The 25,817-nt window shown below is 73.4% G+C and carries 2 protein-coding genes; both read left to right on the forward strand.

All coding sequences use genetic code 11. The features are described 5' to 3' along the window. A complete protein-coding gene (locus HAV40_RS33150) occupies positions 1 to 4,971 on the forward strand; it encodes a non-ribosomal peptide synthetase (protein WP_166388234.1) in 4,971 nt (1,656 codons plus the stop codon). Further along, the gene (locus HAV40_RS33155) at positions 4,968 to 25,817 is read left to right on the forward strand and encodes a non-ribosomal peptide synthetase (protein ID WP_166388235.1); all 20,850 of its coding nucleotides are present in this window, start codon (positions 4,968 to 4,970) and stop codon (positions 25,815 to 25,817) included. The genes HAV40_RS33150 and HAV40_RS33155 overlap by 4 nt, the downstream gene beginning before the upstream one ends.

Here is a 25,817-nt window from a genome sequence, read left to right on the forward strand (position 1 = left end):
ATGGACGCCCCACTGACGGCAGCCCCGGCCCACCGGACCGGCGACGACCTGCCTTCGCTGTTGCACCACCTCGTCGCGCACCAGGCCGCGGCGACCCCCGACGCCATCGCGGCCGCCGACGGCGTGCGCACGATGACCTACCGGGAGCTCGACCGCCGGGCCAACCGGCTCGCCCACCTGCTGCGTGACCGCGGAGTCGGTCCCGAAAGCCTGGTCGGGGTATGCCTGGAGCGCGGGTTCGACCTGGTCACGGCCCTGCTCGGAGTGTGGCGGGCCGGCGGCGCGTACGTGCCGCTGGACCCGTCACACCCCGTGGACCGCCGCGCCTGGATCCTGGCCGACACCGGCGCGCGGATCCTGCTGACCGAGCGCGGCATCGAGCCCGGCACCGCGGTCGACACGATCCTGCTCGACGACACCGACGCCCTGCACGGCCAGCCGGAGTACGACCCGCAGGTCGAGGTCAGCCCGGACGCCCCCGCGTACGCCATCTACACCTCCGGTTCCACCGGCCGCCCCAAGGGCGTCGTCATCACCCACGCGGGCATCGCCAACCGCGTCGCCTGGACCGTGCGCCGCCACGGCCTCGGCGCGGGCGACCGCGTCATCCAGAAGACGTCGATCAGCTTCGACGCCGCGGGCTGGGAGTTCTTCGGCCCGCTGAGCAGCGGCGGCACCATCGTGCTGGCCCCCGAGGGCGCCGAGCGCGACCCGGGCCTGCTGGTCGCCGCGATCGCCGAGCACGGCGTCACCGTGCTGCAGGGCGTGCCCTCGGTGCTGCGCCTGCTGGCCGACGAGCCCGGCTGGGCGGCCTGTGCCAGCCTGCGGCTGGTCTTCTCGGCCGGTGAGCCGCTGCACGCCGAACTCGCCACCCGCCTGCGCGGCCCGCACGCGCTGACCGTGTGGAACACCTACGGCCCCACCGAGTGCTCCATCGACGTCAGCGCGTTCGAGGTCGACCCGGCGCTGGCCGCGGGCCCGATCCCGATCGGCCGCCCGATCGACGGCACCCGCCTGCTGGTGCTCGACGACGAGGGCGACCCGGTGCCCGTCGGCATGGCCGGGGAACTGCACGTGGGCGGCGTCGCGCTGGCCCGCGGCTACCTGGGCCGCGCCGACGCGACCGCCGAGCGGTTCGTGCCCGACCCGTACGGCCCGGCCGGCGGCCGCCTCTACCGCACCGGTGACCAGGTGCGCTGGCGCGCCGACGGGGTGCTGGAATACCTGGGCCGCATCGACGACCAGGTAAAGATCAACGGTGTCCGGATCGAGCCCGCCGAGATCGAGGCGACCCTGGTCGGCCACGACAGCGTGCAGTCGGCGACCGTCACCTCCTACACCGACGCCAGCGGCGCCAAGCGGCTGGCCGCCTACGTCGTCAAGCGCTCCGAACTGGACAGCACCGGACTGCGCGACTTCCTCGCCACCCGGCTGCCCGAAGCCCTGATCCCGACCGCGCTGCGATTCCTGGAGACGCTGCCGCTGACCCCCAGCGGCAAGGTCGACCGCAAGGCGCTGCCGCCGATCGACGAGCCGGTCCGCCGCGCGTTCGTCGCCCCGCGCACCCCGTCCGAACAGGCCGTCGCCCAGGTGTGGCAGGACCTGCTCGGGGTGGCGACCGTCGGCGTGCACGACGACTTCTTCGAGCTGGGCGGCTCCTCGCTGGTGCTGACCCGGCTCGCCAACCGCCTCAACGCGCACTCCGGCGGCCGTATCGCGCTGCGCAAGCTGTTCCGCGCCGCGACCGTGCAGGCCCAGGCGCAGCTGCTCGACGACAGCACCGAACCCGAGACCCGCCCCCTGGCCCCGGTCGAGCGCGGCGACGGCCTGCCGCTGTCGTTCGGCCAGCACCGGCTGTGGTTCCTCGACCGGATGCACCCCGGCAGCCCCGAGTGGGTGTCGCCGCTGTTCCTGCGCCTTCCCGCCGACACCTCGGCCGCCACCGTGCACGAGGCGCTGCGCCTGCTGGAGCAGCGGCACGAGGCCCTGCGCACCCGCTACGTCACCCGCGGCGGCGAACCCCGCCAGGTCATCGTGGAGGCCGGCGAGGTCGAGCTGCGCGTCGAGGACGCCACCCCGGACCAGGTCACCGGCCTGTTCGGCGAGCAGTTCCGGCGCGGCTTCGACCTGGCTGACGGCCCGCTGTGGCGCGCCATGCTGGTGCGCCTGCCCGCCGCCGAGCACGTCCTGCTGGTCACCCTGCACCACATCGCCTCCGACGGCTGGACCACCGTGCTGCTGGAGCGCGACCTGCGCGAACTGTGCACCGCCCTGGCGCAGGGCCGCCCGGCCCGCCTGCCGGACCTGCCCGTGCAGTACGCCGACTACGCCGTCTGGCAGCGCGCCGAACTCACCGACGAGCTCATCGCCCAGGACCTCACGTTCTGGCGGCAAAACCTCGCCGATCTCACCCCGCTGGACCTGCCCCTCGACCGGCCCCGGCCGGCCGAGCGCGACAGCCGCGGCTCCGGTGTGCGCGTCACGATCCGTCCCGCACTGGCCGCCGCCGTCACCGAGCTGGGCCGGGCCGAGGGCGCGACCCCGTTCATGACGCTGCTCGCCGGGTTCGCCACCACCCTGGCCCGCCAGGCCGGGCAGTGGGACGTGCCCGTCGGCACGCCGGTCGCCGGGCGGGTGCGCCCCGAGATCGAGAACGTGGCCGGGTTCTTCCTCAACTCGCTCGTGCTGCGCAACACGCTGACCCCGGAGCTGACCTTCACCGACGCGGTCCGGCTCGCCAAGCAGACCTGCACCGAGGCGTTCGCGCACTCCAGCGTGCCGTTCGAGCGGCTGGTCGACGAGCTCGCCCCCGAGCGCGACCTGTCCCGCACCCCGCTCTACCAGGTCGCCTTCGACCTGCAGGACGAGGGCGGCACCAGCGTCGTGGCGAGCGACGGCCTGGCCATGGACGCCTTCCAGCGCGCCTGGCAGGTCGCCAAGACCGACCTGACCCTGTTCATGTGGCGGCGTGAGGACGGCAGCCTGGAGGCGGCCTTCGAGTACGCCACCGCGATCTTCGACCCGGGCACCGTGCAGCTGCTCGCCGACCGGTTCGTACGCCTGCTGGAGCAGGCCGTCGCCGCCCCGGCGACCCCGCTCGGCGAACTCGACCTGATCACCGCCGAGGAACGCCACCGCCTGCTGGTCACCTACAACGACGCGGCCGTGCTGCGGACCAGCGACAGCGTGCTCGACCTGTTCGAGGCGCGCGCCGCGGCCCGGCCCAAGGCTGTCGCGGTCGCCACCGACACCGGCGACATCAGCTACGCCGAACTCGACGCCATGGCCGACCAGATCGCGCACCAGCTGCGCGCCATGGGAGCCGGGCCGGGCTCGGTGGTGGCGGTGCTGCTGGACCGCTCCGCGTCGCTGCCCGCCGCGATGCTCGGCGCATGGAAGGCCGGCGCGGCATACCTGCCGGTCGACCCGACCTACCCGGTCGAGCGGGTCGCGCACATGCTGTCGATCGCCGGTGCCCGCACCGTGGTCACCCAGGCCGCGTACGCCGACCGGTTCGACGTGCCGATGCTGCTCGTCGACACGCACGCCCTCATGATCGCGGCGTCGCCGGCCAAGCCGCTGCGCCGCGACACCGAGCCCGACGAGCTGGCATACGTCATCTTCACGTCCGGTTCGACCGGGCTGCCCAAGGGCGTCATGGTCACCCATCGGGGCCTGGCCAACCACGTGGTCTGGGCGGCGCAGGAACTCGCGACCAAGGGCACCGGCGGCGCGCCGCTGTTCTCCTCGACCGCGTTCGACCTGGTCGTGCCGAACCTGTGGGGTCCGCTGGTGACCGGGCAGGCGGTGCGGATGCTGCCCGCCGACGTCGAGGTCACCCAGCTCGGCAAGCTGCTGTCGGAGGCCGGACCGTACAGCTTCATCAAGCTGACCCCCGGCCACCTGGAACTGCTCGGCCACCAGCTCGACGACGAGCAGGCCGCCGCGCTCGCCCCGATCATCGTCGTGGCGGGCGAGGGCCTGCCCGGCGCGCTGGCAACCCGCTGGCTGGACCTGCTCGGACCGGGCGGCCTGGTCAACGAGTACGGCCCGACCGAGGCGTCCGTCGGCACCTGCATCTACCCGATCAACGTCGCGCAGGACGGCGTCGAGGTGGTGCCGATCGGCTACCCGCTGCCGAACATGGCCATGCACGTGCTCGACGCCGGGCTGCGGCTGCTGCCCGACGGTGTCATCGGCGAGCTGTACGTCGGCGGCACCGGCGTGGCCCGCGGCTACGCCGGGCGGCCCGACCTGACCGCCGAGCGTTTCCTGCCCGACCCGTTCGCCGCCGACGGCACGCGCCTGTACCGCACCGGTGACCTGGCCCGGCGTCTACCGGGCGGGGCCGTGGAGTTCCTCGGCCGCATCGACGACCAGGTGAAGATCCGGGGCTACCGGATCGAGCTGGGCGAGATCAAGGCCGTCATCGACGCCCACCCGGGCGTGCGCAGCAGCGCCGTCGTGGTCGACAAGCGCCCCAACGGCGACAAGCGCCTGGTCGCGTACGTCGTCGGCGACGACCTTGCCGCACTGGCCGAGCACTGCGCCACCCGGCTGCCCGACTACATGATGCCCAGTGCGTTCGTGCCGCTGGAGCACCTGCCGCTCAACGCCAACGGCAAGGTCGACCGCGGCGCGCTGCCCGACCCGGACAGCGCCACCGCCCCCGAGGGCGGCGAACCGCCGACCACCCTGGCCCAGCAGCGCATCGCCGGCATCTGGACGGAACTGCTCGGCACGCCGGTCCACGGCGTACGGCAGAACTTCTTCGCCCTGGGCGGCCACTCCATCCTCGCCGTGCGGCTGGTGTCGCGCCTGCAGGAGGAGTTCGACCTGGACCTGTCCATCCGGCTCATCTTCGAGCGGCCCACCGTCGCCGGCCTGGCCGAAGCGATCGAGGACCGCATCTGGGCGGAGGAGTCCGCCCCCACCGCAGCGCAGACGTCGTTGAAGGAGCTTTCGGCATGACCAGCACCGCGTACGAGGCGCAGTCCCGCGAGGAGCTGATCCGCCGCCGCCTGGCCGGGTCGGCCGGGACCCGCCGCACGCGCATCCCCGCCGCGGACCGGACCCGCCCGCTGCCGCTGTCGTTCGGGCAGCAGCAGATGTGGTTCCTGAACCGGCTGGAGCCCGACAGCGCCGAGTACCTGGTGCCGGTCGCCCTGCGGCTGACCGGCCCGGTCGACGAGGCCGCCCTCGCGGCGGCCTGGCAGCAGGTCATCGCCCGGCACGAGGTGCTGCGCACCCGCTACGAGCTGGTCGACGACGAGCCGGTGCAGGTCGTCGACGCCCCGCGCGACGGCGCGCTGACCGTCACCGACCTGACCGGCCTGGCCGCCGACGAGCGCGAGCAGCGCGCCGCCGCACTCGTCGACACCGAGACCGTCACCGGGTTCGACCTGGAGCGGCAGTGGCCGGTGCGCGGGCACCTGATCCGGCTGTCGGACGGCGACCGCATCCTGGTCACCACGTTCCACCACATCGCCTGCGACGCCTGGTCGACCGAGGTGTTCGTCCGCGAGCTGGGCGCCCTGTACGCGGGCGCCCCGCTGGCCGAGCCGCAGGTCCAGTACGCCGACTTCGCCGCCTGGCAGCGCGCCCGGCTCGGCGGCGACATCCTGGACCGCCAGCTCGCCTACTGGCGGACCCAGCTCGCCGACCTTGAGCCGCTGGAACTGCCGACCGACCGGGCCCGCCCGGCCCGGCGCGACTGGCGCGGCGGCTCGGTCCCGATCGTGCTGCCCGCCGACCTGGCCGCCGGGGTGCGCAAACTCGCCGCCGAGGCCGATACCACCGTGTTCGTCACCCTGATGGCCGCCTACCAGGCGCTGCTGTCGCGCTACACCGGCAAGGCCGACGTCGCCGTGGGCACCGTCGTGTCCGGACGCAACCGGCCCGAGCTGCAGCAGCTGCTGGGGTACGGCATCAACAGCCTGGTCATCCGCTCCCAGTGGGACGACGACCCGGACTTCACGACGCTGCTCGGCCGGGTCCGGGGCACGGTGCTGGACGCCTTCGACCACCAGGACACCCCGTTCGCGAAGCTGGTCGACGAGCTGCAGCCCGACCGGGACATGTCCCGCAGCCCGCTCTACCAGACCGTGTTCACCATGCACGAGGAGCGCACCGCCGGTGACGGCACCGTCGGCATCACCCCGGTGCCGATCCGCTGGCAGGTGTCCAAGGTCGACCTCACCCTGCACGTCGAGGACCGCCTCGATGGCGGCCTGGCCGGGCGGTTCGAGTACGCCACCGCGCTGTTCGACGCGCGGACCGTGCAGCGCTTCGCCGCGCACCTGATCCGGCTGCTGGAGCACGTGGTCGCTGACCCGTCCGCCCGGGTCGGCGACCTCGGCCTGCTCGACGCCGCCGAGACCGCGCTCGTCACCCCCGCGCCGCTGACCGCCGCCACCCCGCAGGACTACCGCACCCTGCAGGAGCTGTTCGAGACCCAGGTCACGGCCACGCCCGACGCCGTCGCGGTGACCTCAGGGACCGTGTCGCTGACCTACGCGCAGCTCAACGCCAAGGCCAACCAGCTCGCCCACCACCTGCGCGGACTGGGTGCGGGGCCGGGTGTCCTGGTCGGAGTCTGCCTCGACCGGGGAGCCGAGCTGGTCCCGGCGCTGCTGGGCGTGCTCAAGTCCGGTGCGGCGTACCTGCCGCTGGACCCGTCCGTGCCCGCCGACCGCATCGCGTACATGCTCGACGACGCGGCCGCCGCACACGTGGTCACCGACGTCGAGCACCGCGCGCTGCTCGACGGCTTCACCGGCCACGCCGTGCTCGTCGACACCGACGCCCCCGAGCTGGCCGCCCAGCCTGACACCGACCCCGAGCTGCGCAACACCGCCGACGACCTGATCTACGTGATCTACACGTCGGGTTCGACGGGCCGCCCCAAGGGCGTCGCGCTGACTCACGCCAACGTGCACCGCCTGTTCACCGTGACCGCCGAGCTGCCCGAGTTCTCCTTCGGGACGTCGGACGTGTGGACGCTGTTCCACTCGTACGCGTTCGACTTCTCGGTCTGGGAGCTGTGGGGTCCGCTGCTGTATGGCGGCCGCCTGGTCGTCGTGCCGTTCGATGTCGCCCGCTCGCCGGAGGACTTCCTCCAGCTGCTGGTCGACGAGCAGGTCACCGTGCTGAACCAGACCCCGTCGGCGTTCCGTGCCCTGGTCGCGGCCGCCGCGTCCGGTGACCCCTGGGTCGACCGGCTCGCCCTGCGGGCCGTCGTGTTCGGCGGGGAGAAGCTGGAACTGGCCGACCTCACCCCGTGGGTCGACCGCGTCGGCCTGCACGGTCCCGTGCTGGTCAACATGTACGGCATCACCGAGACCACGGTGCACACCACGTTCCGGCCGATCAACGGCGCGGACATGCGCGTGCTCGGCGCGTCCCCGGTCGGCGGTCCGCTCGACGACCTGTCGGTGTACCTGCTCGACCAGCACGGCCACCCGGTCCCGATCGGGGTTCCCGGCGAGATCCACGTCGGCGGCCCCGGCGTGGCCCGCGGCTACCTCAACCGCCCCGAGCTGACCGCGCAGCGGTTCGTCCCGGACCCGTACGGTCCCGCCGGATCGCGGCTCTACCGGTCCGGTGACCTCGCCAAGCGCCTGGCCGACGGCAGTCTGGAGTTCCTGGGCCGCATCGACGACCAGGTCAAGATCCGCGGCTACCGGATCGAGCTGGGCGAGATCCAGGCCGCGCTGAACGCCGTGCCCGGCATCCGCGAGGCTGTCGTCATCGTGCGCGAGGACACCCCCGGCGACAAGCGCCTGGTCGGCTACGCCGTGCCCGACGGCGAGGAGCAGCTGCCCTCCCCGGTGCAGATCCGCGCCCTGATGGGCCGGACCCTGCCCGACTACATGGTGCCGACCGCGTTCCTGGCCCTGCCGCGCCTGCCGCTGACCGCCAACGGCAAACTCGACCGCAAGGCCCTGCCCTCACCCGACCGTGCCACCATCGTCAGCGGCGCCGACTACGTCGCCCCGCGCACGCCCGCCGAGCAGCGCATGGCCGACGTCTGGCAGCAGGTCCTCAAGACCGAGCGCGTCGGCGTCCAGGACGGCTTCTTCGACCTGGGCGGCGACTCGATCCGCGCCGTCGCGCTGGTCGGCGCGCTGCGCCAGGAGGGCTTCGACGTCGCCGTGCGCGACGTGTTCGAGCACCGCACCGTCGCCGCGCTCGCCGAGCACGTCACCGGCCGCCCCGCCCCCGAGCAGCAGCGCACGGTCGCGCCGTACGCGCTGATCTCCGAACTGGACCGGGGCAAGCTGCCGGCCGGGATCGTCGACGCGTACCCGCTGTCGCAGGTCCAGGCGGGCATGATCGTGGAGATGCTGACCGGGACCGGTCAGAACAACTACCACAACGTCACCTCGTTCCGGATCGTCGACGCCGACCCGGTCGACGCCGACGCTCTCGCCGGGGCCGCCGCGACCGTCGTGGCCCGCCACGACGTGCTGCGCACCGGCTTCGACCTGATCTCGTTCTCGCAGCCGCTGCAGCTCGTGCACGAGAGCGCCGTCATGGCCAGCGGCGTCACCGACCTCACCGGCCGCGACGCCGCTGGCATCGCCCAAGGCCTGCGGGCGTACGCCGCCAGCGAGCGCGCGACCCTGTTCGACCTCGCCGCGCCGACCCTGTTCCGGGTGCACGCGCACCAGGTCGACGGCGGCGCGTGGTGGCTGTCGGTCACCGAGTGCCACGCCATCCTCGAAGGCTGGAGCCTGCACTCGCTGCTCATGGAGCTGCTGGAGGTCTACCGCGCGCTACGCTCCGGCGGCGTCCCCGCCGAGCGTCCCGCCCAGCAGGTGCGCTACGCCGACTTCATCGCCGCCGAGCTGGCCGCGCTGGAGTCCGCCGACAGCCGCACCTACTGGCGTGACGTCGTCGCCGCGTACCCCCGCTTCGACGTGCCGACGGGCTGGGGCGACGACTCCGCGCCCGCCGAGATGTACGTGCAGCCCGCGCCCTACCACGACCTCGACCACCAGCTCCGGGCGTTCGCGGCGAGCGCGAAGGTGTCGTTCAAGGCCGTCATGCTGGCCACCCACCTCAAGGTGCTCAGCCAGCTGACCGAGGCCGCGTCGTTCTCGGCGGGCCTGGTCTGCGACGCCCGCCCCGAACTGCTCGGCGCGGACAAGGTCTACGGCATGTACCTCAACACGCTGCCGTTCGGCTTCGACCGCACCGCCCGCACGTGGCGTGAGCTGGTGCAGCAGGTGTTCGCCGGTGAGGTGGCGCTGTGGCCGCACCGCCGGTTCCCGCTGCCCGCCGTGCAGCGCGAGGCCGGCGGCGAGCGCCTGATCGGCGTCTACTTCAACTACCAGGACTTCAACCAGGTCGACACGAACCTGGTCGACTACCAGGCCAGCATCGACGACAGCCCGACCGAGTTCCCGCTGACGGTCTCCAGCCGGGCCGGGGCGTTCATGCTCACCGCCAACTCGGCGCACCTGAGCCGCGACAACACCCGCCGCCTGGCGGCGATGTACCGGGCGGTGCTGGAGGAGATCGTCGCCGACCCGGACGGCGACGCCCAGCGGGTGCTGCTGCCCGCCGTCGACGCCACGGTCCTTGCCGAGCGCTCGTACGCGGTGCGGTCCGTGCCCGCGACCCGCTGCGTGCACGAGGTCTTCGAGGCCCAGGTCGCGGCGGCCCCGGACGCTCCGGCGGTCGAGTTCGACGGCCAGGTGCTGTCCTACGCGCAGCTCAACGCCAAGGCCAACCGGCTCGCGCACCACCTGCGCGGCCTGGGCGTGCGCCCGGAGACCTTGGTCGGGGTATGCCTCGACCGGGGCGCGGAGCTCGTCCCGGCGCTGCTGGGCGTGCTCAAGTCCGGCGGGGCGTACCTGCCGCTGGACTCGGCGCAGCCCGCCGAGCGGCTGGGCTTCATGCTGTCCGACGCCCAGGCGCCGGTCGTGGTGACCCAGTTCGCCCACGCGCACCTGTTCGACGGCTACCCCGGCACGCTGCTGTTCGTCGACGAGCAGACGTTCGAGACCGAGCCGGACACGAACCCGGTGACGGTGTCCACGCCCGACAACCTGATCTACGTCATCTACACGTCCGGTTCGACCGGCCGGCCCAAGGGCGTCAGCCTGTCGCACGCCAGCGTGCTGCGGCTGCTGCTGATCGCCGAGGAGCACTACGGCTTCGGCCCGTCCGACGTGTGGCCGCTGTTCCACTCGTACGCGTTCGACGTCTCCGTCTGGGAGCTGTGGGGTTCGCTGCTCTACGGCGGCAAGCTCGTCGTCGTCCCGCGCGAGGTCACCCGGTCGCCGGAGGACTTCCTCGACCTGCTCGTCACGCACGGCGTCACGGTGCTCAACCAGACCCCGTCGGCGTTCCGGGGCCTGGTCGGCCTGGCCCGCGACGGCGACCCGCGCATCGACGCGCTGAAACTGCGCGCCGTGGTGTTCGCGGGGGAGAAGCTGGAGTTCGGCGAGCTGGCCCCGTGGACCGCGCGCCGCGGCTACGAGGCCCCGCGCCTGCTCAACATGTACGGCATCACCGAGACGACCGTGCACACCACCTTCTACCAGGTGCAGGCCGCCGACGTGGCGTCCGGCACCGGCAACCCCGTCGGGCACCCGCTGGGCGACCTGACCGTGCACCTGTACGACCAGAACGGCCACCTGGTGCCGCTGGGCGTGCCCGGTGAGATCCACGTCGGCGGCCCCGGCGTTGCCCGCGGCTACCTGCACCGCCCGGAGCTGACCGCGAGCAAGTTCGTCCCGGACCCGTTCGGCCCGGCCGGTTCGCGCCTGTACCGCTCCGGTGACCTGGCCCGCCGCCTGCCCGACGGCAGCCTGGAGTTCCTGGGCCGCATCGACGACCAGGTCAAGATCCGCGGCTACCGCATCGAGCTCGGCGAGATCCAGGCCGCGCTCAACGCCCACCCCGGGGTGCGCGACGGCGTCGTCGTCGTCCGCGAGGACAGCCCCGGCGACAAGCGCCTGGTCGCCTACTTCACGGTCGCCGCCGACACCGCCTCGGACACCGCCGACGCGGCCGGCAACGTCGCCGCGCCGACGGCGGCTGAGCTGGCCGAGCACGTCGGCGCGCACGTGCCGCCGTACATGGTGCCGTCGGCGTTCGTGGCGATCGACGCCGTCCCGATGACCGTCAACGGCAAGCTCGACCGGCGGGCCCTGCCCGCCCCCGACCGGGGTGCGCTGCGCGCCGAGCGGGAGTTCGTCGCGCCGCGCACCGACGCCGAGGAGCGCCTCGCCGAGGTGTGGCGCGACGGGCTCGGCGTCGATCAGGTCGGCGTGCACGACAGCTTCTTCGACCTGGGCGGCGACTCGATCCGCGCGGTCGCCCTGGTCGGCGCGGCCCGCGCGGCCGGGTTCGACCTGGCCGTGCGCGACGTGTTCGAGCACCAGAGCGTCGCCGAGCTGGCCGAACTGGTCGGCGGGCGCACCGCCCCGGCCGAGCAGTTCACGCCCGTCGCGCCGTACGCGCTGATCAGCGACGCCGACCGGGCCGCGCTGCCGGGCAACGTGGTCGACGCGTACCCGATGTCGCAGGCGCAGGTCGGCATGCTCGTGGAGATGCTGGCCGGGGACGGCAAGAACGCCTACCACAACGTGACCTCGTTCCGGATCGCCGACGACGTGCCGTTCGCGGCCGAGCCGTTCCGGGCCGCCGCGCGGCAGGTCGCCGGACGGCACGAGATCCTGCGCACCGCGATGGAGCTGACCGCGTACTCGGTGCCGATGCAGCTCGTGCTCGACGGCGTCGAGATCCCGGTGGCCGTGCACGACCTGCGCGACCTCGACACCGAGGCGCAGCGCCTCGCTGTGCGCGGGTTCGTGGCCGCCGAGCGGGAGGTGCTGTTCGACCTCAGCCAGGCGCCGCTGCTGCGCTTCGCCGTGCACCTGCTGTCCGACGACGCCTACCGGGTCACGTTCACCCAGTCGCACACCATCACCGAGGGCTGGAGCTACCACTCCCTGCTCATGGAGCTGCTGGACTGCTACCGCACCCTGCGCGACGGCGGCCGGGCCGCCGACCCGGCCAAGCCGCCGGTGCGCTACGCCGACTTCATCGCCGCCGAGCTGGCGTCGCTGGAGTCCGCCGACGACCGCGGCTACTGGCGCGACGTCGTCGCGTCGTACCCGCCGGTGGCGATCCCGGCCGGGTGGGCGTACGCGGACGTGGCCCGCGAGCCGATCCGTGGCGGCGTGGCCCTGGGCCGCTTCGCCGACGGGCTCAAGGCTCTGGCCGCGCAGACCCGCGTGCCGATCAAGTCGGTGCTGCTGGCCGCGCACCTGAAGGTGCTCAGCCAGCTGACCGAGGCCGAGTCGTTCTCGGCGGGCCTGGTCTGCGACGCCCGCCCGGAGGTCCTGGGCGCGGAGCGGGTGTACGGCATGCACCTCAACACGCTGCCGTTCGGCTTCGACCGCACCGCCCGCACCGCCCGCACCTGGCGTGAGCTGGTGCAGCAGGTGTTCGCCGGTGAGGTCGCGCTGTGGCCGCACCGCCGCTTCCCGCTGCCCGCCGTGCAGCGCGAGGCCGGCGGCGTACGCCTGATCGACTGCATCTTCACCTACCTGGACTTCCACAACATCGACGGCGAGACCGTCGACGCCGACAGCACCATCAGCGACAGCCCGACCGAGTTCGACCTGTCCGTCACCACCATGGGCGGCTACCTGGGTCTGAGCAGCCACACCGGCGTGTTCAACCGGCACCACATGAACCGCCTGTCCCTGATGTACGAGGCCGTGCTCGCCGCGATGGCGGCCGGCCCCGACGGCGACGCCCAGGCCGTGTACCTGCCGCCGGGCGAGGCTCGCCTGCTCACCCCGGCCCCGGTCGTCGCGGACGCCCCGCAGGACCGCCGGACGCTGCACGAGCTGTTCGAGGCCCAGGTCGCCGCGACGCCCGACGCGGTCGCGGTGACCGCCGGAACCGGATCGCTGACCTACGCGCAGCTCAACGCCGAGGCCAACCGGCTCGCCCATCACCTGCGCGGGCTCGGCGCGGGACCCGGTGTCCTGGTCGGCGTCTGCCTCGACCGCGGTGCCGAACTGGTCCCGGCGCTGCTGGGCGTGCTCAAGTCCGGCGCGGCGTACCTGCCGCTGGACCCGGCGTACCCGGCCGACCGGCGCGAGTTCATGCTCGCCGACGGCGACGCCCGCATCGTGCTCACCGAACGCGCCCACGCGGGCCTGTTCACGGCCGACCGCGAGCTGATCCTGCTCGACGAGACCGACCTGAGCGCCCACCCGGCCGCGAACCCGCCGCCGGTCACCACCCCCGACGACCTGATCTACGTCATCTACACGTCCGGGTCCACGGGCCGCCCCAAGGGCGTCGCGCTGACCCACGCCAACGTGCACCGCCTGTTCACCGTGACCGCTGAGCTGCCCGAGTTCTCCTTCGGTTCGTCCGACGTGTGGACGCTGTTCCACTCCTACGCGTTCGACTTCTCGGTCTGGGAGCTGTGGGGTCCGCTGCTGTACGGCGGCCGCCTCGTCGTCGTCCCGTTCGATGTCGCCCGCTCGCCGGAGGACTTCCTCCAGCTGCTGGTCGACGAGCAGGTCACCGTCCTCAACCAGACGCCGTCGGCGTTCCGTGCCCTGGTCGCGGCCGCCGCGTCCGGCGACCCGCGCGTCGACGCCCTGGCCCTGCGGGTCGTGGTGTTCGGCGGCGAGAAGCTGGAGCTGGCCGACCTCACCCCGTGGACGGACCGCGTCGGGCTCGACGCCCCGGTGCTGGTCAACATGTACGGCATCACCGAGACGACGGTGCACACCACGTTCCGGCCGGTGACCGCCGACGACATGCGCGTCCTGGGCGTCTCGCCGGTCGGCGGGCCCCTGGACGACCTGGCCGTCTACCTGTTCGACCAGCAGGGTCACCTGGTGCCCGTGGGTGTCCCCGGCGAGATCCATGTCGGCGGCCCCGGCGTGGCACGCGGTTACCTGAACCGCCCGGAGCTGACGGCGCAGCGGTTCGTCCCGGACCCGTACGGTCCCGCCGGATCGCGCCTCTACCGCTCCGGTGACCTGGCCAAGCGCCTGCCGGACGGCAGTCTGGAGTTCCTGGGCCGCATCGACGACCAGGTCAAGATCCGTGGCTACCGCATCGAGCTGGGCGAGATCCAGGCCGCGCTGCGGGCGCAGGACGGCGTGACCGACGCGGTCGTGATCGTCCGTGACGGCAACCTGGTCGCCTACGTCATCGCCGAGGGCACCCTCGACGCGGCGGTGCTGCGCACCGCGCTCGGGCAGACCCTGCCCGAGTACATGATCCCGTCGGCGTTCGTGGCGCTGGACCGCATCCCGCTGACCTCGACCGGCAAGCTGGACCGCCGGGCGCTGCCCGCGCCGGACCAGTCCGCGCTGCGCACCCGCGAGCACATCGCCCCGCGCACCGACGCCGAGGCCGGGCTCGCCCGGGTCTTCGCCGAGGTGCTGGGCGTCGAGCAGGTCGGCGTGCACGACGGGTTCTTCGAGCTGGGCGGCGACTCGCTGCGGGCCGTCGCGCTGGCCGGGGCGCTGCGCGCCGCGGGCTTCGCGATCGGCGTACGCGACGTGTTCGTGCACCAGAGCGTCGCCCGCCTGGCCGAGCTGGCCGGGGACACCGTCGCCGTCCCCGTCGCGGCTGTCGCACCGTTCGCGCTGGTCACCGACGCCGACCGGGCGCTGCTGCCCGAGGGCGTCACCGACGCGTACCCGATGTCGCAGGCCCAGATCGGCATGGTCGTCGCCGCGCAGAACAGCGGCGACCGGGCGTACCACATCGTCACCGCCGTCAAGGTCCGCGACGGGTCCGCCGTGGACGGCGACGCGCTGCGCGCCGCCGTGGCGGAGCTGGTCGTGCACCACGAGACGCTGCGCACCTCGTTCGCTCCGGCGGGCTACTCGGTGCCGCTGCAGCTCGTGCACGACGCGACCAGTGTGGACGTCACCGTCTCCGATGACGCGTCGGCTCACCAGTCCTACCTGGACGGGCAGCGCTCGCTGCCGTTCGGCCTGGACCGGCCGGGGCTGCTGCGGATCGCCGCCCACCCGGGCGACGGCGGCTGGTGGCTCACGGTCACGGTCAGCCACCTGGTCACCGGCGGCTGGGACTTCAACTCCCTGCTCGCCGAGCTGACCGGCCGCTACCAGGCCCACCGCGACGGCACCCCGGCGCAGACCGCGCCGCCCGCCGCCGTGCGCTACGCCGACTTCATCGCCGGTGAACTCGCCGCCCTGGCCTCGGCCGACGACCGGGCCTACTGGTCCGGCGTCGCCGAGCGGTACGCGCCGTTCGCGCTGCCCGTGACCTGGTCCGCCCAGGGGGAGACCGTCAAGGTGCGGGTGCCGTACCACGACCTCGCCCCGGCCCTGCGCGCCCTGGCCGACGCCGAGCAGGTGTCGCTCAAGTCGGTGCTGCACGCCGCGCACCTCAAGGTGCTCGGCCAGCTCACCACCGAGGCCGCGTTCTCCAGCGGCCTGGTCGCCGACGCCCGCCCCGAGGCCCCCGGCGCGGACCGGGTGCACGGCATGTACATCAACACGCTGCCCTTCGGCCACGACCGTGGCGCGCGCACCTGGCGCGAACTCGTGCACCGGGTCTTCGACCGCGAGAACGAGCTGTGGGCGCACCGGCACTACCCGCTGCCGCAGATCCAGCGCGACGCGGGCGGCCGGCCGCTGATCGGCGTCATCTTCAACTACCAGGACTTCCGGCAGGTCGCCGACGGCCCGATCGACGCCCGCGAGAGCGTCGGCGAGGGCAGCACCGAGTTCGCGCTCGCGGTCAGCACCGCGGGCGGGCACATCGTGCTGACCACCGCCGCCCTCGGGCGGGCCGACGCCGAACGGCTCGGCGCGATGTACCGCGAGGTGCTGGCCGCGATCGCGGCCGACCCCGACGGTGACGCCCGCGTCAATCACCTGCCCGCCACGGAACGGGAGACGATCCTGCACACCTGGACCGACACCGGCACGTCGACCGTGCTGCCGGACACCGCCCAGCTCGCCTTCGAGGCGCAGGCCGAGGCGACCCCGGACGCGGTCGCGGTCACCGAGGACGGCGTGCACGTCACGTACGCCGACCTGAACGGCCGCGCCAACCGGCTCGCCCACCACCTGCGCGACCTCGGTGTCGGCCCGGACGTGCTGGTCGCCGTGTGCGCCGGCCGCTCCACCGAGCTGGTTGTCGCCGTGCTGGCCATCGCCAAGGCGGGCGGCGGCTACGTGCCGCTGGACCCGGAGTACCCGGCCGACCGGCTGGCGTACCTCGTCGAGGACACCGCCGCGCCGGTGCTGCTGGCGCAGCGGGCGCTGGTCGGCGAGCTGCCGCAGACGGCGGCGACCCTGGTCGTGCTCGACGAGCCGCAGGCGTGGGCCGACCGGCCCGCCACCGACCCGGTCCCGACCGCGAGCCCGGACGACATCTCCTACGTCATCTACACCTCCGGTTCGACCGGTCGCCCCAAGGGCACGCTCAACACCCACCGGGCCCTGGTCAACCGGTCGCTGCTCGGCGCCGCGCCCGCGTTCGGCGTGGATGCGACGTCGACGGTGCTGCTCAAGACCGAGACCGGTTTCGATCTGTCGATGGGCGAGATCTGGGGCACCCTGCTGGTCGGCGGCCGCCTGGTGGTGGCCCGCCCCGGCGGGCACCGCGACCCGGCGTACCTGACCGGCCTGATGCGCGACGAGAAGGTCACCGTCGTGGTGTTCGTGCCGTCGATGCTCGGCGTGATGCTGGGCGAGGGCCTGGAGCAGTGCCGCGACCTCAAGACCATCGAGGCGGTCGGCGAGGAACTGCCGATCGACCTGGTCCGCCGGGTCACTGCGGCGATGCCGTGGTGCACCCTGGCCAACGGCTACGGCCCGGCCGAGGCCGCGATCGAGGTCAGCCACTGGACCTGCGACCCGGCGGTCGTCGGCGCGCTGGAGCGCACCCCGATCGGCGTCCCGTACCCGAACGTGCGCCTGTACGTGCTCGACGAGCAGCTCCAGCCGGTCCCGGTCGGCGCTCCCGGCGAGGTGTACGTCGCGGGCACGGCCCTGTCGCGGGGCTACCACAACCAGCCCGCGATGACCGCGTCGAAGTTCGTGCCCGACCCGTTCGACGTCGGCGGGCGGCTCTACCGCACCGGCGACGCCGGTTCGTGGCGGCCCGACGGCAGCCTGGACTACCTGGGCCGGATCGACACCCAGATCAAGCTCAACGGTGTCCGCATCGAGCTCGGCGAGATCGAGGTCGCACTGCGCGGCTGCCCCGGCGTCGCCGAGGCCGCGGCCAGCGTCTACACCAACGAATCAGGCCGCCGCAGCCTCGTCGGCTACGTCGTCCCCGCGCCGGGGGAGTCCCCGGAGCCGGCCGAGCTGCGCGAGCAGCTGCGCCGGTCCCTGCCGGAGACGATGCTGCCCAGCGCGTTCGTGCGGGTCGCGGCCCTGCCGCTGAGCCCCAACGGCAAGCTGGACCGCCGCCTGCTGCCCGCCCCCGACACCGACGCCTACGTCACCGGCGAGTACGTCGCCCCCCGCGACGAGACCGAGGCCCGGCTCGCCCGGGTCTGGGCGACCGTGCTCGGCGCCGAGAAGGTGGGCGTCGAGGACTCGTTCTTCGACCTCGGCGGCGACTCGATGCGCGCCGTCGTGCTGGTCGGCGCGCTGCGCGAGGCCGGTATCGCGACCTCGGTGCGCGACGTGTTCGCGACCCGGACCATCGCCGCGCTCGCCGCGACGATCGATCTCGGCGAGGCGGCCGACGCGGTGACCTCGACCGAGCCGTTCGCGCTGATCTCCAACTGGGACCGGTCCGCGCTGCACGCCCGTAGTGGGCTCGCCGACGCGTACCCGATGTCGCAGATCCAGCTCGGCATGCTGGTGGAGCTGGCCGCGGGCGACGAGCGCGGCAGCTACCACAGCGTCATCGCGCACCGGATCAGCGACGACCGGCCCTTCGACGCCGACCTGTTCACCAAGGCCGTGTCGGCGGTGCTCGGGCACCACGACGTGCTGCGGACCTCGTTCGAGGTCACCGGCCTGTCGACGCCGATGCAGCTGGTCCACGAGACGGTCGCGCCGCCGGTGACGATCGTCGACGGCCGGCGGCTGCCGGCCGCCGAGCAGAGCGCGGCCCTGGAGGAGTTCATCGCCGCCGAGCGGGCCCGCCCGTTCGACCTGACCGCCGCGCCGCTGGTGCGCATCGCCGCGCACCTGGAGAGCGACCAGGCCTGGTGGCTGACGTTCACCATGTGCCACGCCGTCACCGAGGGCTGGAGCGTCAACACGCTGCTGGCCGAGCTGCTGGAGGTCTTCGACGGCCTGCGCGACGGCACCCCCGTGACGCTGGAGCGGCCGCCGCTGCGCTACGCCGACTTCATCGCCGGTGAGCTGGCGTCGCTGAACTCCGCCGACGACCGGTCCTACTGGCACGACGTCGTGGCCCGCCACGCGCGGTTCACGCTGCCCGCCGGGTGGGGCGAGGACGAGGGCACGCCGCGCGAGGCGCTGCGGGCCACCGTCGACTACCGCGACCTGGCCGACGGCCTGCGCGCCGTGGCCGGCACGGCCCAGTCGTCGCTGAAGGCGGTGCTGCACGCCGCGCACCTGAAGGTGATGAGCCAGCTCGTCGGCGACGAGTCGTTCTTCACCGGCCTGGTCTGCGACGCCCGGCCCGAGCTGACCGGCGCTGACCGGGTGCACGGCATGTACCTCAACACGCTGCCGTTCGCCCACGACCGGTCCGCGCGCACCTGGCGCGAGCTGATCACCGCGACGCTGGCCCGCGAGGTCGAGCTGTGGCCGCACCGCCGCTACCCGCTGCCGACCATCCAGCAGGAGGTCGGCCGGGGACTGATCGAGGTCTTCTTCAGCTACCAGGACTTCACCAGGGCGGCGGGGGAGCACTCCGGCGAGGGCCGGGTCGGGGTACGCATGGGCGAGGGCTCGACCGAGTTCGGCCTGGCCGTCGTCGCCCGCGACGGCGCGTACAGCCTGTCCACCGACAACCGCACCCTGAGCCGCGCCAACCTGGACCGGATCGCGGCCATGTACCGGGCGGTGCTGGAGGCGATCGTCGCCGACGTCGACGGCAACGCCCAGGCCCCGTGCCTGCCCCCGGGCGAGCGGGAGCGGCTGCTCGGCGCGGCCGATTCCACCCCGGCCGAGGCCGTCGACCGGTGTGTGCACCAGGCGTTCGAGGCGCAGGCCGCCGCGACCCCGCACGCCACGGCGGTTGAGTTCGAGGGTGTCGAGCTGACGTACGCGCAGCTCAACGCGAAGGCCAACCGGCTCGCGCACCACCTGCGCGGGCTCGGCGCGGGCCCGGAGACCCTGGTCGGCGTACACCTGGAGCGCGGAGCCGAACTCGTCCCGGCGCTGCTGGGCGTGCTCAAGTCCGGGGCGGCGTACCTGCCGCTGGACCCGATCCAGCCCGCCGACCGGCTCGGGTTCATGGTCGACGACGCGGGCCTGTCCCTGGTCGTCACCACATCCGACCTGGCCCCGGCCCTGTCCGAGGTGTACTCCGGCCGGATGATCCTGCTCGACAGGCAGACCTTCGACACCGAGCCCGAGGCCAACCCGGCCGTGTTCGGCACCCCCGACAACCTCATCTACGTCATCTACACGTCCGGCTCGACCGGCCGCCCGAAGGGCGTCAGCCTCACCCACGCCAACGTGCTGCGGCTGCTGCTCGTGGCCCAGGAGCACTACGGCTTCGACGAGACCGACGTGTGGCCGCTGTTCCACTCCTACGCCTTCGACGTGTCCGTCTGGGAGCTGTGGGGCTCGCTGCTGTACGGCGGCAAGCTCGTCGTCGTCCCGCGCGACGTGACCCGCTCGCCCGACGAGTTCGCCGACCTGCTGGTCGAGCACGGCGTGACCGTGCTGAACCAGACCCCGTCGGCGTTCCGGGGCCTGGTCGGCCTGGCCCGCGACGGCGACCCGCGCGTCAAGCGCCTGTCGCTGCGCGCGGTGGTGTTCGCGGGGGAGAAGCTCGACATCCCCGAGCTGCGCCCGTGGGTGGACCGGATGGGCCTGGCCCGCACCGCGTTGCTCAACATGTACGGCATCACCGAGACGACGGTGCACACCACCTACCACCGGGTCACCAAGCGCGACCTGGAACCCGGCGCCCCGAACCGGGTCGGCCGCCCCCTGTCCGACCTGCGGGTGCACCTGCTCGACGCCAGCGGCAACCTGGTCCCCGCCGGGGTCCCCGGCGAGATCTACGTCGCCGGCCCGGGTGTGGCGCGGGGCTACCTGAACCGGCCCGAGCTGACCGCGCAGCGGTTCGTCCCGGACCCGTTCGGCCCCGCCGGTTCGCGCCTCTACCGCTCCGGTGACCTGGCCAAGCGCCTGCCGGACGGGAGCCTGGAGTTCCTGGGCCGCATCGACGACCAGGTCAAGATCCGTGGCTACCGCATCGAGCTCGGCGAGATCCAGGCCGCGCTGGCGGCCGTGCCCGGCATCCGCGACGCCGTCGTGGTCGTCCGCGAGGACACCCCCGGCGACAAGCGCCTGGTCGCCTACGCGGTGCCCGAGGGCGAGGAGGTGCCGCGCCCGGCGCAGCTGCGCACGATGCTGGCCCGTACCCTGCCCGACTACATGATCCCGTCGGCGTTCGTGCCGCTGGCCGCGCTGCCGCTGACCCCGAACGGCAAGCTCGACAAGCGGGCCCTGCCGCACCCGGACCCGTCGGCCCAGGCCGCGGTATGGGAGTACGTCGCCCCGCGCACGCCCGTCGAGGAGCAGGTCGCCGCCGTCTGGGCGACCGTGCTCGGGGTGGACCGGGTCGGCGTGCGCGACGGGTTCTTCGACATCGGCGGCCACTCGATCCGCGCCATCGCGCTGGTCGGCGCGCTGCGGGCGGCCGGGTTCGCGGCCACGGTCCGCGACATCCTGCAACTGCAGACCGTCGAGGCGCTGTGCGCGGCCCTGTCCGAACGCGACGGCGACGTGGAGGAGGAGCGGCAGGCCGCCCCGTTCTCGCTGATCGCCGACGCCGACCGCGAGCGCCTGCCCGAAGACGTGGTCGACGCGTACCCGCTGGCCCGGGTGCAGCTGGGCATGCTCGTCGAGCTGATGACCGAGGGCGAGACCCGGACCTACCACAACGTGGCCTCGTTCCGGATCCCCGACGCCGAACCGTTCGACGCGGTGGCCCTCGCCGACGCGGTGCAGCTGGTCGCCGACCGGCACGAGGTGCTGCGCACCAGCGTCGACGCCACCGACTACAGCGAGCCGCTGCAGCTCGTGCACCGCGCGGCGACGCTGCCGGTGACCGTGCACGACCTGCGCCACCTCGACGAGGCCGAGCAGGACACCGCCGTGCGGGAGTTCACCGCCCGGCAGTACGCCACCCCGTTCGACGTCACCGCCGCGCCGCTGATCCGCGTCGACGCGCACCTGGAGACCGACGAGACGTGGCGGCTCGGGCTGACCGTCTGCCACGTGATCCTGGAAGGCTGGAGCCTGCACGCGCTGCTCACCGAGATCCTGTCGGCGTACCGGCAGCTGCGGGCCGGTGGCCCGGTGCAGCTGGAGCCGCTGCCCGCGGTGCGCTTCGCCGACGTCATCGCCGGCGAGCAGGAGGCCCTGGCGTCGGAGGACGACCGCGGCCACTGGCAGCGCCTCGTCGACCGGTTCGACAAGTTCACCCTGCCCGCGGGCTGGGGCGACCCGTCGAGCGCCGGGCAGCCGTACACGGTGCGGGTGCGCCTGTTCGACCTGGAGCGCGACCTGCGCGCCCTGGCGTCGAAGGCCCGGGTGTCGTTCAAGAGCGTGCTGCACGCCGCGCACCTCAACGTCATGAGCCGCCTGACCGACCAGGCCGAGTTCTCCACCGGACTGGTCTCCAACAGCCGCCCCGCCGTGCTGGGCGCCGAACGGGTGCTGGGCATGTCGCTCAACACGCTGCCGTTCGCCCACGACCGGTCCGCGCGCACCTGGCGCGAACTCGTCGAGCAGGTGTACGCCCGGGAGATCGAGATGTTCCCGCACCGGCGCTACCCGTCCCCGGCGATCCGCCGCGGCCAGGGCGCCGGGGAACGGCTCATCGACGTCTACTTCAGCTACCACGACTTCGACGAGGTCGTCGGGGACCTGGTCGCCGAGGGCGCGACCATCGGCGCGGGCGCCAACGAGTTCCCGCTGTCGGTGGCCACCGAACCCGGCCACCTGGTGCTGCGCACCGACACCCGCTCGCTGACCCCCGACAGCGCCCGCCGCGTCGCGCAGATCTTCCGGCAGGTGCTGGAGGCGATGGCCGCCGACGCCGACGGCGACGCGACCGTCGCGCTGCTGCCCGAGGGCGAGCTGCACGACGTCACCGTCACCTGGAACGACCCGGCGTACCCGGCCGCGCTGACGGCCGAGGTCACCGCGTCGGTGCCGGAGCTGTTCGCGGCCCAGGTCGCGGCCACCCCCGACGCGATCGCGGCCGGGGACCTGACCTACGCCGCACTCGACGCGCGGGCCGGGCGCATCGCCGCCCACCTGCTCGCCCTCGGCGTACAACGGGAGCAGGCCGTCGGCGTGCTCGTCGAGCGCGGCACCGACCTGCTGGCCACCTTCCTGGGCGTATGGCGGGCCGGCGGCGCGTACCTGCCGCTGGACCCGGCGCAGCCCGCCGAGCGGATCGCGCACATGCTGGCCACCGCCGGAGCCGACGTCGTGGTGACCCAGCAGGCCACCGCCGACCGGTTCGGCGACGGGGTGCGGCTGGTGCTGCTCGACCGCGACGCCGACGCCATCGCCGGGCACGAACCCGCCGCCCAGCCGCCGGTCGACCTCGACCAGCTCGCGTACGTCATCTTCACGTCGGGTTCCACCGGCCGCCCCAAGGGCGTGCAGGTCACCCACGGCGGCCTGGCCAACCACGTCCGGTGGGCCGCAGCCGAGCTGATCGGTGACCGCCCCGGCGGCGCCCCGGTCTTCTCCTCGGTCGCGTTCGACCTGGTGGTGCCCAACGTGTGGGCGCCGCTGATCACCGGGCGGCGCACCTGGCTGTTCCCGGCCGACGCGACCCTCGACGACCTCGGGCGGCAGCTCGTCGCGGCGGGCCCGTTCAGCTTCATCAAGCTGACCCCCGGCCACCTCGACGTGCTCACCCACCAGCTCACCGCCGCCGAGGCCGCAGCGCTGACCCCGGTGCTGGTCGTCGCGGGCGAACCGTTCACCCGCCGCACCCTCGACGCGTGGACCGCGCTGTCCCCGACCACCAAGGTCGTCAACGAGTACGGCCCGACCGAGGCGTCCGTCGGCACCTGCATCTACCCCGTCGACGGGCCGCAGGACTTCGACGTGCTGCCGATCGGCCACCCGCTGCCCCGGATGACCATGCACGTGCTGGACGTGAACATGCGCCCGGTGCCGGTCGGGGTCATCGGCGAGCTGTACGTCGGCGGCTACGGCGTGTCCCGCGGCTACGCCCGCCAGCCGGAGCTGACCGCGGCCAAGTTCGTGCCCGACCCGTTCGGGCCGGCCGGGTCGCGCCTGTACCGCACCGGCGACCTGGCCCGCTGGCTGCCCAGCGGCGTGGTCGACTTCGCGGGCCGCATCGACGACCAGGTGAAGATCCGCGGTTACCGGATCGAGCCCGGCGAGATCCAGGCAGCGCTGTCGGCGCACCCCGGCGTCGCCGACTCGTACGTGACCGCGTACGAGGTCAGCCCCGGCGACCGCCGCCTGGTCGCCTACTACGTCGCCGACGGCGACACCGCCGACCTGGCCGCTTACTGCCAGCAGAACCTCCCGGAGTACATGGTCCCCACGTACTTCGTGGCGCTGGCCGAGATGCCGCTCAACGCCAACGGCAAGGTCGACCGGCGGGCCCTGCCCACCCCCGACACCGCCGACAGCGGCCCCGCGTACGTGCCCCCGTCGACGCCGACGGAGGCGCTGCTCGCCGGGATCTGGCAGCGGGTGCTCGGCGTCGAGCGGATCGGTCTGGACGACCGGTTCTTCGCCTTGGGCGGCCACTCGATCCTGATCATCCAAGTGATCGCGGCAGCCAGGCAGGCGGGTCTCCCGCTCGGCCTGCGCCAGCTCTACCAGGACCAGACCCTGCGCGACCTCGCCGCGGCCGTCGCCCCGGAAACCCCGGCCGACGAACCGGAGCAGCCCGCACCGGCCCAGGCGCAGTGCGTCGTACAGCTGTCCGTGCCCTCCGGCATGGACGGTGACCAGGCCTGGTGCGCCGTCACCACGGCCCTGGCCACCCGCGCCGTCAACCTCGGCCAGCTCCGGCGGGCCGAGGTCGGCAAAGCCGGCCGCCGCCGGGCCGGGGAACTCGCCGCGCTGATCGAGCAGGGCCACAGCGCCCTGGTCGAGACGAACGGCAAGCCCGTGCACCTGCTGGTCGCGCTGACCGCCGACACCCTGTCCGACCTGGACTGGGCCGACGTGGTCACGAGCCTGAACGAGGGCACGGAACGCACCCGCCGCACCGGCGCGGTCGAGGTGCTGCCCGCGACACCGGTCACCGTCGAGCGGCTCAGCGAACTCGACGTCGCCCCGCAGCGGGTCGTCATGGAACTGTCCGTCGAAGCCACCGCCGCGCTGCTGCTGGACGCCTCGGCCCTGCCCGAGGTGCTGGTCGCGGCGGTCAACCGGGCCGTCGGCGGCACCGGCGCGACGGTGCGGCTGCACCACCGGGCCCGTAACGGCAGGCGCAAGGGCTGGCAGCTCGACCGGATCGTCCGCGACGCCGACGCGCCACGGCCCCCGGTCGCCGTGCAGACCGCGGTCGACGGCGGCAGGCTCCAGCTCAGCTGGGCCTTCCACGCCGACGCCCACGACCACGGCGAGGTCACCCGCCTGGCCGAGGACACCCTGCGCGCCCTGCGCTGGCGCACCGGCCGGGCCCTGCCCAGCCCGCTGGCGGCCATGGCCACCGAGCACGTGCCCGGCACCGTCGTCGCGCTGATCGACGGCGGCGAACTGGCCGACGTACGCGCCTTCGGGGTGCTCACCCCCGGCGGGCACCCGGTGACCGCCGACACGGTGTTCGCCGTCGGCTCGGTCAGCAAGCACCTGACCGCACTGGGCGTGCTGCGCCTGGCCGCGAACGGGTCGCTGTCACTCGACGACGACGTCAACAACCACCTGCGCGGCCTGCGGGTCCCCGGCGACCACCCGGTCACCGCCCGCCAGTTGCTCGGGCACCTGTCCGGGCTCGCCCCGGTCGACCACGTCGGCCACGCGCCCGGCACCACCGGACCGTCGCTACGCGACCTGCTCGGCGGCCTGCGGGCCGAAGGCGTGCCCGGCGCGGCCTACCGCAAGGCCAACGTGCACTACTGGGTCCTGCAGGAACTGATGGAGTCGATCACCGGAACCCCGTTCGCGCCACTCATGCGCGAGCTGGTGCTCGACCCGCTGGACATGGCCGACAGCAGCTTCGACCAGGCGTTCCCGCAGGGCCGCCCGGTGGCGATCGGCCACGACCGGCACGGCCGCCCGATCGACGGCTGCTGGCGTGAACGCGTCGACGCCGCCGCCGCAGGCCTGTGGACCACCGCCCCCGACCTCGCCAAGGTCGCCCGGGAGATCCGCAACGCCCACCTGTACGACACCGGCCGGGTGCTGCGCCGCACCGACGCCGAGCAGCTGCTGACCATGCACCCGGCCAGCCTCTACGGCCTGGGCAGCATCGTCGACGCGACCGGCGACGACATCGAGTTCGGCCACGGCGGCGAACCCGCCGGCCACCGCGCGATGGCGTTCTCCCGGCTGCGCGCCGGGGCGGGCGTGGTCGTGCTGACCAACGGCGAGAACGGCAAAGAGATCATCCAGTTCGTCGGGGAAGCCCTCAGCCGCAGCGACGAGTGGACCCGGCCATGA

It is taken from the genome of Catellatospora methionotrophica (assembly GCF_011297335.1).
Taxonomy (GTDB): domain Bacteria; phylum Actinomycetota; class Actinomycetes; order Mycobacteriales; family Micromonosporaceae; genus Catellatospora; species Catellatospora methionotrophica.